We start from the raw sequence: 12,257 nt of genomic DNA, 5'->3' as shown, positions 1-12,257 counted from the left end.
GCCTTATGTCGCGGCGAACAGCGCCGCCAGCCGCGCGGCCTCGTCCTCCAGCCCATAGGGTGGGTTGATGACGAACATCCCGGATCCGACCATGCCGTGACCGGGGCGGGCGGGTGCAAAGCGCACCTCGGACCGCAGCGCGCCGGGATGCGCCGCCGCCAGCGATTCGGCCATGGGCTGTTGGCGTGCATCGGTCAGCACCGGATACCACAGCGCGATCACCCCCACGTTCCATTTGCGCGCCATGCGGGCGATCCAGCCGGGAATGCGGTCGTAGTCGGCCTTGATTTCATAGCTGGGGTCGATCAGCAGCATCCCGCGTCGCGGGGTCGGCGGGATCAGCGCATTTGCCACGGCGAAACCGTCCTGAAGGTGCAGCCGGGCGTGGCCCGCTACCTGCGCCAGCGCCGCGTGTTCGGCCGGATGCAGCTCGGCCAGATGCGCCGAATCGCCCGGCCGCAGGAAATGCGCGGCGATCAGGGGCGAACCGGGATAGCACGCGGCGCCAAAGCGGTCGCGCACCGCGGTCAGCGCCGCACGCAGCGGATGCGGCAGCCAGTCCGCCGTCTCGGCGCGGGCGATGCCATGGGCGGCCTCGCCGGTCTTCTGCGCCTCGGGGCCCGACAGGTCGTATAGCCCGCGCCCCGCGTGGGTTTCGATATAGCTGAGCGGCTTGGGCTTTTCGGTCAGCCGCGCCAGGGCCGTCGCCAGCAGCGCGTGCTTGTGCACATCGGCGAGATTCCCGGCATGATAGGCGTGCTGATACGACAACATGCGCCGTGCCTAGCCGTCGCGCCGTGGAAATGAAAGCAGAGGAGAGTTAAAGCGGCGACCCCGGGGAGGAGGAGAGGGGCCGCCGCCGACAACGCGCCCAGGGAGGAGGAGAGGGCGGCGTTGCATCCGGATCGTTCGCCGGGGAGGAGGTCGGCTGCGATCCATGGACACAATATGGCCGAGATGCTGCGAATGCACAATGGCACTTTACGCTGATCTGCCATGCGTTTTGCGCATAGGTCCGGTCGGCTGTCTTGGCGATTAATTAACTATTTTGCCCTCTCGCCACAGCGAATCGGCTGAATACAAACTTCGGTTGTGTAACCTATGCGTGAGACGCAACGTCATTTCGGGTTTTGGGCTTGAAATGCTGCGACGCAGCGTCGCACGCCGCCCCCACGCCGCCCCATGGGTGGCTGGTTGTGCTGCGCCACCCGCCCTATATCCCCAATGATCAGGCATAAAAGAGGGCGCATCATGGCGGGGAATCGCGACAGGGTCTTGCAGGAGCTTTCGGAAATCGCGGTTCCGGGCGGGGGCAATCTGGTCGAGGCGGATCTGGTCCGCGCGCTCAATGTCACCGACGACGAGGTCAGCTTTGTCATCGAGGCCGCCGACCCCATGCTGGCGCGCGAACTGCAATCGGCTGAAAAAGAGGCCGAATCGCGCCTGCGCGCGCTGGGGTTCCAGCGGGTGCGCATCGTGACCACCGCGCCGGCGGGGCGCGCGCCCTCGGTCGCGGCCAGCTCGGGCGGGGCTGGGACGCCGCCGCCCAGTCTCAAGCTGGGCCGTCATCCCACGCCGCAGGCCGGACCGCAGGCGATTCCGGGGGTGCAGCGCATCCTCGCCATCGGATCGGGCAAGGGCGGGGTCGGGAAATCGACGCTGACCACCAACCTGGCGGTGGCGCTGGCCCGGGCCGGCCGGCGCGTGGGCGTGCTGGATGCCGACATCTACGGTCCCAGCCAGCCGCGGATGCTGGGCGTCACCGAACGACCGCGCAGCGAAAACGACCGCATCATCCCGGTCCATGCCCACGGCGTCACCATGATGTCGCTGGGTCTGATGATGAAAGAGGGCGAGGCCGTGGTCTGGCGCGGCCCGATGCTGATGGGCGCGTTGCAGCAGATGCTCAACCAGGTGGAATGGGGGGAGCTGGACGTGCTGCTGGTGGACCTGCCGCCCGGCACCGGCGATGTGCAGCTGAGCCTGTGCCAGAAAGCTCCGGTCACTGGCGCGGTGATCGTGTCCACGCCGCAGGACATGGCGCTGATCGACGCGCGCCGCGCCATCGACATGTTCGACAAGCTGCGCACCCCGGTGCTGGGGCTGGTGGAGAACATGTCCATGTATGTCTGCCCGAACTGCGGCCACGAGGCGCATCTGTTCGGCCATGGCGGCGTCGCGGCCGAGGCCGAGGCCCGCGGCCTGCCGTTTCTCGGTGCGGTGCCGCTGGACCTGTCGGTGCGGCTGGCCGGCGATTCGGGGCGACCGGTGGCTGCGGGCGAGGGGCCGGTGGCCGACGCCTATGCGCGTCTTGCCAGCCGGCTGATCGCCGACGGCGTGGCCTGAGGCCGGGCGGTTTTCGCCGCGCCCCGGCTGGTTTTCGGGAATTCACGGGAACGGGCCGGTCGACCGGGAAAGCGCGGGATCGGGCCCCACCCGTGACTTCAAGACCGAATCGCGCCGCTGTGAAAGGCCGTGATTCCCGCCAGTTTTCGGCGATTCCTCCACCCGCTTTGCAACCGCTGCCCGAGTTATCTGTGGATAACTCGGGCGCTGCGCCTATAATGTCACAGTCGCTGGACCACTATATATAGTTCTGCGATGTGGCTCCTTTACCTATATCTACAGATCTGCCTGTGCGCTTTGGCGGGTGTTCCTGTCGCGTTCTCGTGAAGGCCTTGGGTGGGCTTTGGTCGGTCCCGTCACAACCCCATTGCTTCCCATGTTTTCCCATGGCATCCCTGTCCTCACGGAAGACGGGCAGTAAAGGGGCAGCAAGACCCCGGCCAGAGGCAGGCTTCATACAGGCTCCCGCCATCCGCAAAAACGACTCGGCCGCCGTGCGAGCAGCACCTTCCCCCAAAGGTGGCGCGGCGGACCGGGCGATCCCCCGAAACTTCGGGGCCCAGTGATGGGACGAGGGCGGCGGATCGGGCAGTGGCAGCAGCCCGATCCGCCCTTTCCCGTTCTGGGGCCCGTTTCCGGGAATGGACAGTGAGAAGGTGGCGGGCTTGGCACGCAGGTTCAGAGGCTCGGAAGAGGGCAAGGTCGACGCCAAGGGGCGCGTCTCGATCCCCGCCCGGTTTCGCCGCGTGTTCGAATCGTCGGACCCCGATTTTGCATCCCGCAACCGCGCGCAGCTGGTCGTCGTCTATGGTTTCGCCGACTGGACGCATCTGCGGCTTTACACCATGGACGCCATCGACGAGATCGACGAAGGCATCAGCCGCATGCCCCGCGGCTCGGCCGAGCGCAGCTATCTGGAAACCCTGATGAACGGCCTGTCCGACGAGGCCGAGATCGACGCCGACGGCCGTCTGGTGCTGCCGCAGCGGCTGCGCGAAAAGATCGGGCTTGAGGACCGCGTGTTCTTCATGGCGCAGGGCGATTACCTGAAAGTCTCGACGCCCGAGACGCACGAGGCCGACCTGGCCGCCATTCAGGCCGACATGCCGGCGCTGGAACCCGGCGCCGATCCGCTGTCGCTGCTGCCGCCTGCGCCTGCGGCCGAAAGCTGATGGACGCCCCGCATGTTCCCGTGCTGCTGAACCCGCTGCTGGCGGCGGTTGCGCCGGTGCGTGGGGTCTGGGTTGACGGCACCTTCGGTGCGGGCGGTTATGCGCGCGGGTTGCTGGCGGCGGGCGCCGAGCTTGTGATCGGCATCGACCGCGACCCGGCGGTGTTTGCGATGGCCTCGCCCTGGGCCGGGGACTACGGCGCCCGGCTGCGGCTGGTGCAGGGCACGTTTTCCGAACTGGACGCGCTGGCCGGGGGGCCGGTGGACGGGGTGGTGCTGGACCTTGGCGTCAGCTCGATGCAGCTTGACCAGCCGGAACGCGGGTTTTCCTTTCTGCGTGACGGGCCGCTGGACATGCGGATGGGGCAGGCGGGGCCGTCGGCCGCCGATCTGCTGAACTCCGCCGAGGAATCGCGCATCGCCGATGTGCTGCATTACTATGGCGAGGAACGCGCCGCCCGCCGCATCGCCCGCGCCATCGTCGCCGCGCGGCCGCTGGCCACCACCGCGCAGCTGGCCGAGGTGGTGCAATCCTGCCTGCCGCGCCCGAAACCGGGGCAAAGCCACCTCGCCACCCGCAGCTTTCAGGCCATCCGAATCTGGGTGAACGACGAATTCGGCCAGCTGCTGGCGGGGCTTGAGGCCGCCGAGCGCGCGCTCAAGCCCGGCGGGCATCTGGCGGTGGTCAGCTTTCATTCGCTGGAAGACCGCGTGGTCAAGCGCTTCATGCAGGCGCGCGCCAATGCCGCCGGCGGAGGCAGCCGGCACGCGCCCGAAACCCTGCTGGAGCCGCCCGCCTTTACCCTGCCGTTCCGCCGCGCCATCGGCGCGGATGCGGATGAACTGGCCGCGAACCCCCGCGCGCGCTCGGCCTTTCTGCGCGTGGCCCGGCGCACCGATGCCCCCGCGGGCCGTGCCGATCCGGCGCGGCTGGGCCTGCCGCGACTGCCCGGGGGTGTGTGATGCGGCCGCTGCTTTATCTTGCCGCGGCGCTGGTGGTGATGGCGCTGGCGTTCTGGGCTTACCGCGAAAACTACCGCACGCAGGCGCAGGTGGACCGGATGCAGTCCGTCCAGCGCGAGATCGCCGGCCTGCGCGAGACGCTGGGCGTGCTGCGTGCGGAATGGGCCTATCTCAACCGCCCCGAGCGGCTGCGCCAGCTGGTCGACATGAATTTCGAACGGCTGCGGCTGGCGCCGGTGCAGTCGAACCAGTTCGGCGGCCCGCGCAACATCGACTATCCCCCGCCCGACCTGCCTGCGCCCCCCGAAGACGACGACTGGGTGGCGCCGCTGCCGTCCGGCAACCTGGGCGCGCCGCCGCCGCGCCCGTTCCGCCCTGGCTTTGCCGCCCCCGCCGCCGCTGACCGTTCCCCGCAGGAGTGATTGCCATGATCCGCACCCCCTTGCGCCCTCTGGCCCGCATCCTCAGCGCCCGACAGGCCGGGCAAGACCCCGACGAGATCGAGGCCGAGCTGCGCGCCCGCCGCCATGCCGAGATCCAGGACCGCGCCCGCCGCCGGGCCGAGGGGCGGATCAAGTGGATGGCGCTGGGCTTCATGCTGGCCTTTGCCACGGTGGGGTTGCGGATGGGGGCGATGGCCTCGAGCCAGCCCAGCGAGCCGCGCGTCCATGCCTCGGGCGCGCAGATCATTTCGCAGCGGGCCGACATCGTGGACCGGCGCGGGCGGGTGCTGGCGACGAACCTGTCCACCCACGCGCTTTACGCGCATCCGCAGGATCTGGTGGACCCGGCCACCGCCGCGGCCAAGCTGGCAAGGATCTTTCCCGACCTCGACGCCGAGCGGTTGAAGCGTGACCTGACCGGGGAACGCAAATTCGTCTGGATCAAGAAAAAGCTCAGCCCCGAACAGATGCAGGCCGTCCACGACATCGGCGAGCCGGGTCTGGTGTTCGGCCCGCGCGAGATGCGGCTTTACCCCAACGGCAATCTGGCCAGCCACATCCTTGGCGGCTCGCAATTCGGGGCCGAGGGCGTCAGTTCCGCCGAGGTGCTGGGCATGGCCGGCGTCGAGAAAGCCTTTGACGGCTGGCTGCGCGACCCCGCCAATGCCGGCGCGCCGCTGCAACTGTCCATCGACCTGACCGCGCAGGCCGCGATGGAGGAGGTTCTGGCCAACGGCATGAAGGTGATGAACGCCAAAGGCGCCACCGGCATCCTGATGGAGGTGGCCTCGGGTGAAATCGTCGCCATGGCCAGCCTGCCCGATTTCGACCCCAACGACCGGCCCAAGCCCCTGCTCAAGGGTGATCCCTCGGACAGCCCGCTGTTCAATCGCGCGGTGCAGGGGCAGTATGAGCTTGGCTCGACCTTCAAGATCTTTCCGGTGGCGCAGGCCATCGACGAGGGGCTGATCAACGTCAACACGATGATCAACGCCAGTTCCCCGATGAAGATCGGGAAATACCTGATCCATGATTTCCACAACTACGGCCGCGACCTGTCGGTCAAGGACGTGATCGGCAAATCCTCGAACGTGGCCACGGTGCGGATCGCGCAGATGCTGGGGCCGGAACGCCAGCAGCGTTTCCTCAGGGATCTGGGGTTTTTCGAGCCGACGCCCATCGAGATGACCGAGGCGCCGACCGGCAAGCCCATCGTGCCGCGGCGCTGGCCGGCGGTGACCGCGGCCACCGTGTCCTTTGGCCACGGGCTGGCGGCGAGCCCCCTGCATCTGGCCTCGGCCTATGCGACGCTGGCCAATGACGGGCGGCGGGTGCGCCCGACGCTGGTCCACCGCAAGGAACCGTTGCAGGGCGAACAGGTGCTGTCGCCGCGCGCCGCCGGCGCCGCGCGCGACCTGCTGCGCTATGTGGTGACCAAGGGCACCGCACGTCAGGCCGAGGTCGCGGGCTATCAGGTCGGCGGCAAGACCGGCACCGCCGACAAGCCCCGCCCCGGCGGCGGCTATTACAAGAACCGCAACGTCTCGACCTTTGCAGCGATGTATCCGGCGGACAAGCCGGTCTATGTGCTGGTGGTGACGCTGGACGAACCCAAGGTCTCGGTCGCGGGCGGGGGCGAGCTGCGCACCGCGGGCGCCACCGCTGCGCCGGTCGCCGCCGCGCTGGTCGAGCGGCTGTCGCCGCTGCTGGGGCTGCGTCCCGATGACGTGAAACTGCCCGTCATTGAACCCCGTCCGGCCGATGCCGTAAGGATCTCGGCAAGATAAGGACAAGGGTTGATGGCGGATAAAACCGGAAAGAAACTGTCCCTGCTGGGGCTGAGGGCGGCAGACGGGCGCGACCCGCAGATCGCCGGCCTTGCCGTCGATTCGCGGCAGGTGCGCGAGGGGTATCTGTTCGCGGCGCTGCCCGGGTCCGAGGTCCACGGCGGCGAATTCATCACCTATGCGCTGCGGCAGGGGGCGGCGGCGGTGCTGACCGACCGGCAGGGCGCGGCGATGGCGGCTGATGCGCTGGCCGGGTCGGGGGTGGCGCTGGTCGTGGCCCAGGATCCGCGCGCTGCACTGGCCGGCGCTGCCGCGCTGTGGTTCGAATCGCAGCCCGAGACGGTGGTGGCGGTGACGGGCACCTCGGGGAAAACCTCGGTTGCGAATTTCACCCGCCAGATCTGGCAGGCGCTGGGGCTGCGCGCGATCAGCCTGGGCACCATGGGGGTCGAGGGCGATTATTCCGCACGCCTCGCCCACACCACCCCCGAGCCGATCACCCTGCACCGGGTGCTGTCCGAGGCCGCTTTCGCCGGCGTCACCCATGCCGCGATGGAGGCGTCGAGCCACGGGCTTGACCAGCGGCGGCTGGACGGGGTGCGGGTGGCGGCGGGCGCGTTCACCAACTTCAGCCAGGACCATCTGGATTATCATCAGGATTTCGACAGCTATTTCGCCGCCAAGGCGCTGCTGTTCGACCGTATCCTTGAACCCGGCGCGGCGGCGGTGATCTGCACCGATGACGAACGCGGCCGGCAGGCGGCGGGGATCGCGCAGGCGCGCGGGCTGGCCGTGACCACCTATGGCCGCGGCGAGGGCTGCGACCTGCGCATCCTCGGCCAGCGCTATGACGCCACCGGGCAAGAGCTGCGGTTTTCCGCCCATGGCCGCACGCATCTGATCCGCCTGAACCTCATCGGTGGCTTTCAGGCGGAAAACGTGCTGTGCGCCGCCGGGTTGTGCATGGCGACCGGCGCCGACCCCGGGGCGGTGATCGCGGCGCTGCCGGGGCTGGAAACCGTGCGCGGCCGGATGCAGCTGGCCGCCCGCCGCACCAACGGCGCCGCGGTGTTCGTCGATTACGCCCACAAGCCCGGCGCGGTGATCGCGGCACTGCAATCGCTGCGCCCGCATGTGATGGGCCGCATCGTCGCAGTGATCGGCGCCGGCGGCGACCGCGACCGCGCCAAGCGCCCGCTGATGGGTGCGGCGGCCCGCGAATACGCCGACGTGGTGTTCGTCACCGACGACAACCCCCGCAGCGAAGACCCCTCTGCGATCCGCGCCGCGGTGCTGCAAGGCGCCGGCCCCGACGCCACCGAGGTCGGCGACCGGGCCGAGGCGATCCTGCGCGCCGTCGATGTGCTGGAACCCGGCGACGCGCTGCTGATCGCCGGCAAGGGCCATGAGACCGGGCAGATCATCGGCTCGGATGTGTTTCCCTTTGACGATGCGGAACAGGCCTCGGTGGCCGTGGCCGCGCTGGATGGCATGATATGACGCTGTGGACCGCGCAGGACGCCGCCGCTGCCACCGGCGGGCGCGCGACCGCCGACTGGGCGGCAAGCGGCATTTCCATCGACACCCGCACGCTGGCCCCGGGCGATCTGTTCGTGGCGCTGAAGGATGCGCGCGACGGCCATGATTTCGTGGCGCAGGCGCTGGAACGGGGCGCCGCCGCCGCGCTGGTCAGCCGCATCCCCGAAGGGGTGGCTGCCGACGCCCCGCTGCTGCTGGTCGCGGATGTGGTCCCCGCGCTTGAGGCTCTGGGTCGCACCGCCCGCGCCCGGACCCGCGCGCGGATGCTGGCGATCACCGGCTCGGTCGGCAAGACCTCGACCAAGGACATGGCCGCCGCGGCGCTGGCCCCCCTGGGGCGCGTCCACGCCGCCGAGGCCAGCCTGAACAACCACTGGGGCGTGCCGCTGACGCTGGCGCGGATGCCGGCGGACACCGATTTCGCCATCCTTGAACTTGGCATGAACCACCCCGGCGAGATCGCGCCGCTGTCGCGCATGGCCCGCCCGCATGTCGCGATGATCACCACCGTCGCCCCCGCGCATATGGAGGCGTTTGGCTCGATCGACGGTATCGCCGCCGAAAAAGCCTCGATCTTCGAGGGGTTGGAGCCGGGCGGCCACGCCATCATCCCGCAGGGGCTGGGGGTCACGCCGATCCTGACGGCCGCCGCGCAGGCGGCAGGCGCCACCGTCACCGGCTTTGGCGCGGGGGCCGAGGCCCACGCCCTGTCCGCGCAGGTCGAGGATGGCCGCACGAATGTCCGCGCCCGGATCGGTGATGGCGAGGTTGATTTCACCCTCGCCACCACCGGCGCGCATTTCACCGGCAACGCGGTGGGCGTGCTGGCCGCCGCCGCCGCGCTGGGCGCCGATCCCGCGGCCGCGGCGCGGGGCCTGTCGGACTGGCGCCCCTACAAGGGCCGCGGCGGGGTCGAACAGATCGGCGGGATCACCCTGATCGACGACAGCTACAACGCCAACCCGACCAGCCTTGCCGCCGGGCTGGCGACGCTGGCCGCGATGCCCGCGGGCCGCCGGGTCGCGATCCTCGGCGACATGCTGGAACTGGGCGCGGACGAAAACGCCCTGCACCGCGCCGTCGCCGATTTCCCGCAGATGCAGCAGGTTGCGCTGGTCCATGCCTGCGGCCCGCGAATGCGCCACCTGTTCCAGGCGCTGCCGGAAACCCGCCGCGGGATCTGGGCCGAGGATGCCGCCGAGCTTTGTGCCCGCGCGGGGGAACTGGTCCAGGACGGCGATGTCGTGTTCGTGAAAGGGTCCAAGGGCTCGCGCGTCGCCAGCGTGGTTGACGCGATCCGCAAGGCGCGTCAGACGCCGCAGAAACCAAGTAACGAGGGCTGAAATCATGCTGTATTGGCTGGCGGACCTGTCCGACGATGGCGGCCTGTTCAACCTGTTTCGCTATATCACCTTTCGCTCGGGGGCGGCGTTCTTTACGGCGCTGCTGTTCGGGTTCGTCTTTGGACGGCCGATCATCGACTGGCTGCGGGTCAAGCAGAAAAAGGGCCAGCCGCTGCGCGACGTCGGCCCCGACCATTTCGCCAAGGCGGGCACGCCGACCATGGGCGGTTTCCTGATCCTGTCGGCGCTGTTCATCTCGACCCTGCTGTGGGCGCGGCTGGACAACGCCTATGTCTGGATCGTGCTGCTGGTCACGGCCGCATTCGCCGCCATCGGCTTTGCCGACGACTTCGCCAAGGTGACCAAGCATCACCACGACGGCGTGTCGGGGCGTATCCGCATGGGGCTGGGGCTGCTGGTGGGCGCGCTGGCGGGGCTGGCGGTGATGTGGTTGCAGACGCCGGCGCTGTCGGGGCAACTGGCGCTGCCGTTTCTCAAGAACGTGCTGATCAACCTCGGGATCTTCTACGTCCCCTTTACGATGATCGTCATCGTCGGCGCGGCCAATGCGGTGAACCTGACCGACGGGCTGGACGGGCTGGCCATCGGCCCGGTGATGGTTGCCGCCGCAACCTTCGGCATCATCGCCTATCTGGTCGGCCACGCCAATTTCGCCAACTACCTGGGCGTGCATTTCGTCCCCGGCACCGGCGAGATCGCGGTCTTCATCGCGGCCCTGATCGGCGGAGGGCTGGGGTTCCTGTGGTATAACGCCCCCCCCGCGGCGGTGTTCATGGGCGACACCGGCAGCCTTGCCCTTGGCGGCGCGCTGGGTGCCATCGCGGTCTGCATCAAGCATGAAATCGTGCTGGCCATCGTCGGCGGGCTGTTCGTGGTCGAGGCGCTGTCGGTCATCATTCAGGTCGCCTATTTCAAGCGCACCGGCCGCCGCGTGTTCCTGATGGCCCCGATCCACCATCATTTCGAGAAAAAGGGCTGGGCCGAGCCGCAGATCGTCATCCGCTTCTGGATCATCGCGGTGATCCTGGCGCTGATCGGGCTGTCCACGCTGAAGCTGCGCTGATCTTCTGTCCACAAATATCCTGGGCTTGTGAGCGCCCGGAAAACAATCCGGTGGATTGTTTTCAGCGAACAAGGCCATGGTAGTGGCCCGGGGGCGGGCCCCGGGTTCCTTTCTCTCCGCAAGGACCAGACCATGATCCCCGTCCAGGGCGTCCAGAACCAGACCATCGCCGTTCTCGGCCTCGGCCGCTCGGGCCGCGCCACCGCGGCGGCGCTGCGCGAGGGCGGCGCCCGCGTCATCGCTTGGGACGACAGCGCCGAGACCCGCGCCCAGGCCGAGGCCGAGGGGTTGGCGCTGGCCGACCTGACCCGCGACGCGGGTTGGCGCGATCCGGTGGATGCGCTGATCACCTCGCCCGGGATCCCGCATCTTTATCCGCAGCCGCACCCAGCGATCGCGCAGGCGCTGCGCCGCGGGGTGCCGGTCGACAACGACATCGGCCTGTTCTTCCGCAGCTTCGGCGCGGCGGACTGGGCGGCGTTCGACACGGCCCCGCGGGTGATCTGCGTCACCGGCTCGAACGGGAAATCCACCACCACGGCGCTGATCCACCACATCCTGCGCGAAACCGGCCGGCCGACCCAGATGGGCGGCAATATCGGCACCGGGGTGCTGGCGCTGGAGCCGCCCGTCGATGCCGAGGTGCTGGTGCTGGAACTCTCGTCCTATCAGACCGAGCTTGCCCGGGCGCTGACCCCGGACGTGGCCGTTTTCACCAACCTGTCGCCCGATCATCTGGACCGCCATGCCGGCATGGGCGGCTATTTCGCCGCCAAGCGCCGGCTGTTCGCCGAGGGCGGTCCCGACCGCTGCATCATCGGCGTGGACGAGGACGAGGGCCGCTATCTGGCCAACCAGATGGGGCAGTCGCCGCAGGACGACCGGGTGATCCGCATCTCGGTCGAGCAAAAGCTGGACGGGTTCGGCTGGTCGGTTTCCTCTCGCAAGGGGTTTCTGGCCGAATGGCGCAAGGGGCGGCAGATCGCCTCGGTCGACCTGCGCGGCATCACCGGGCTGCCGGGGGCGCATAACCACCAGAACGCCTGCGCCGCCTGGGCCGCCTGCCGCAGCGTCGGGTTGGCCCCGCGCGATATCGAGGCCGCGTTCCACAGTTTCGCCGGGTTGCCGCATCGCAGCCAGACCGTGGCTGAAATCGGCGGCGTGCGCTGGGTCAACGATTCCAAGGCGACCAACCTCGATTCGGCGCAAAAGGCGCTGGGGGCGTTCGAGAATATCCGCTGGATCGCCGGCGGCATGGGGAAAGAGGGCGGCATCGCCGCGCTTGCCCCGCTGTTCCCGCGCATCCGCAAGGCCTATCTGATCGGCCACTCGGCCCGCGACTTTGCCCTGCAGCTATCCGACACCCCGCACGAGGTCGTCGGTACGATGGAGGAAGCCGTCGCCCGCGCCAGCGCCGAGTCTGAGCCGGGCGACACGGTGCTGCTGGCCCCCGCCTCGGCCAGCTTCGACCAATACCCGAACTTCGAGAAGCGCGGCGAGCATTTCACCGCACTGGTGCAGGCGCTGGCAACGGGCGAAGACACGCCGGGCTGATCCGGCAATGGGGGCGCTGCCCCCGGC

Annotated in this window: 10 protein-coding genes; 9 read left to right on the top strand and 1 reads right to left on the bottom strand. The window is 69.0% G+C overall.

The features are described from left to right. Nucleotides 1-3 precede the first annotated feature (3 nt). The gene (locus BLW83_RS04020; protein ID WP_090845694.1) at nucleotides 4-774 is read right to left on the bottom strand and encodes a 23S rRNA (adenine(2030)-N(6))-methyltransferase RlmJ; all 771 of its coding nucleotides are present in this window, start codon (nucleotides 772-774) and stop codon (nucleotides 4-6) included. Nucleotides 775-1,251: 477 nt separating this feature from the next. On the opposite strand from BLW83_RS04020, the gene BLW83_RS04015 reads away from it, so the two are divergent. From BLW83_RS04015 to murD, 9 genes are all read left to right on the top strand, one after another. Beyond that, nucleotides 1,252-2,346 carry an Mrp/NBP35 family ATP-binding protein gene (locus BLW83_RS04015; protein WP_090845693.1) on the top strand — a complete coding sequence of 365 codons (1,095 nt, stop codon included), beginning with the start codon at nucleotides 1,252-1,254 and terminating at the stop codon, nucleotides 2,344-2,346. 665 nt (nucleotides 2,347-3,011) lie between these two features. Beyond that, nucleotides 3,012-3,518, top strand: coding sequence for a division/cell wall cluster transcriptional repressor MraZ (gene mraZ, locus BLW83_RS04010; RefSeq protein WP_090845970.1), 507 nt, complete (start codon nucleotides 3,012-3,014; stop codon nucleotides 3,516-3,518). After that, the gene (rsmH, locus tag BLW83_RS04005) at nucleotides 3,518-4,480 is read left to right on the top strand and encodes a 16S rRNA (cytosine(1402)-N(4))-methyltransferase RsmH (protein ID WP_177172478.1); all 963 of its coding nucleotides are present in this window, start codon (nucleotides 3,518-3,520) and stop codon (nucleotides 4,478-4,480) included. Before mraZ ends, rsmH begins: the two co-directional genes overlap by 1 nt. Then, nucleotides 4,480-4,902, top strand: a complete 423-nt coding sequence (gene ftsL, locus BLW83_RS15880; RefSeq protein WP_245728608.1) for a cell division protein FtsL — start codon at nucleotides 4,480-4,482, stop codon at nucleotides 4,900-4,902. Before rsmH ends, ftsL begins: the two co-directional genes overlap by 1 nt. Nucleotides 4,903-4,907: 5 nt before the next feature. Then, a complete protein-coding gene (locus tag BLW83_RS03995; RefSeq protein ID WP_090845689.1) occupies nucleotides 4,908-6,710 on the top strand; it encodes a peptidoglycan D,D-transpeptidase FtsI family protein in 1,803 nt (600 codons plus the stop codon). 12 nt (nucleotides 6,711-6,722) lie between these two features. Next, the gene (locus tag BLW83_RS03990; RefSeq protein ID WP_090845687.1) at nucleotides 6,723-8,210 is read left to right on the top strand and encodes a UDP-N-acetylmuramoyl-L-alanyl-D-glutamate--2,6-diaminopimelate ligase; all 1,488 of its coding nucleotides are present in this window, start codon (nucleotides 6,723-6,725) and stop codon (nucleotides 8,208-8,210) included. Then, the gene (locus tag BLW83_RS03985) at nucleotides 8,207-9,592 is read left to right on the top strand and encodes a UDP-N-acetylmuramoyl-tripeptide--D-alanyl-D-alanine ligase (RefSeq protein ID WP_090845685.1); all 1,386 of its coding nucleotides are present in this window, start codon (nucleotides 8,207-8,209) and stop codon (nucleotides 9,590-9,592) included. Before BLW83_RS03990 ends, BLW83_RS03985 begins: the two co-directional genes overlap by 4 nt. 4 nt (nucleotides 9,593-9,596) lie before the next feature. Then, on the top strand, nucleotides 9,597-10,676 hold the full coding sequence (gene mraY / locus BLW83_RS03980) for a phospho-N-acetylmuramoyl-pentapeptide-transferase (protein ID WP_090845683.1): 1,080 nt from the start codon (nucleotides 9,597-9,599) through the stop codon (nucleotides 10,674-10,676). 132 nt (nucleotides 10,677-10,808) lie between these two features. Next, nucleotides 10,809-12,230, top strand: a complete 1,422-nt coding sequence (murD, locus tag BLW83_RS03975; RefSeq protein ID WP_090845681.1) for a UDP-N-acetylmuramoyl-L-alanine--D-glutamate ligase — start codon at nucleotides 10,809-10,811, stop codon at nucleotides 12,228-12,230. The last annotated feature ends 27 nt before the right edge of the window (nucleotides 12,231-12,257 follow it).

It is taken from the genome of Paracoccus alkenifer (assembly GCF_900108405.1).
GTDB classification, from domain to species: Bacteria; Pseudomonadota; Alphaproteobacteria; order Rhodobacterales; family Rhodobacteraceae; genus Paracoccus; species Paracoccus alkenifer.
The sequence above is the reverse complement of the archived record's forward strand: the minus strand, read 5'-3'. Positions and strand labels throughout refer to the sequence as shown.

Excerpts from the sequence above, each read along its gene's own strand:
- BLW83_RS03995 (WP_090845689.1), top strand. The coding sequence starts at position 4,908 with ATGATCCGCACCCCCTTGCGCCCTCTGGCCCGCATCCTCAGCGCCCGA.
- mraY (WP_090845683.1), top strand. The coding sequence starts at position 9,597 with ATGCTGTATTGGCTGGCGGACCTGTCCGACGATGGCGGCCTGTTCAAC.
- rsmH (WP_177172478.1), top strand. The coding sequence starts at position 3,518 with ATGGACGCCCCGCATGTTCCCGTGCTGCTGAACCCGCTGCTGGCGGCG.
- murD (WP_090845681.1), top strand. The coding sequence starts at position 10,809 with ATGATCCCCGTCCAGGGCGTCCAGAACCAGACCATCGCCGTTCTCGGC.
- BLW83_RS03990 (WP_090845687.1), top strand. The coding sequence starts at position 6,723 with ATGGCGGATAAAACCGGAAAGAAACTGTCCCTGCTGGGGCTGAGGGCG.
- BLW83_RS04015 (WP_090845693.1), top strand. The coding sequence starts at position 1,252 with ATGGCGGGGAATCGCGACAGGGTCTTGCAGGAGCTTTCGGAAATCGCG.
- BLW83_RS03985 (WP_090845685.1), top strand. The coding sequence starts at position 8,207 with ATGACGCTGTGGACCGCGCAGGACGCCGCCGCTGCCACCGGCGGGCGC.
- ftsL (WP_245728608.1), top strand. The coding sequence starts at position 4,480 with ATGCGGCCGCTGCTTTATCTTGCCGCGGCGCTGGTGGTGATGGCGCTG.
- BLW83_RS04020 (WP_090845694.1), bottom strand. The coding sequence starts at position 774 with ATGTTGTCGTATCAGCACGCCTATCATGCCGGGAATCTCGCCGATGTG.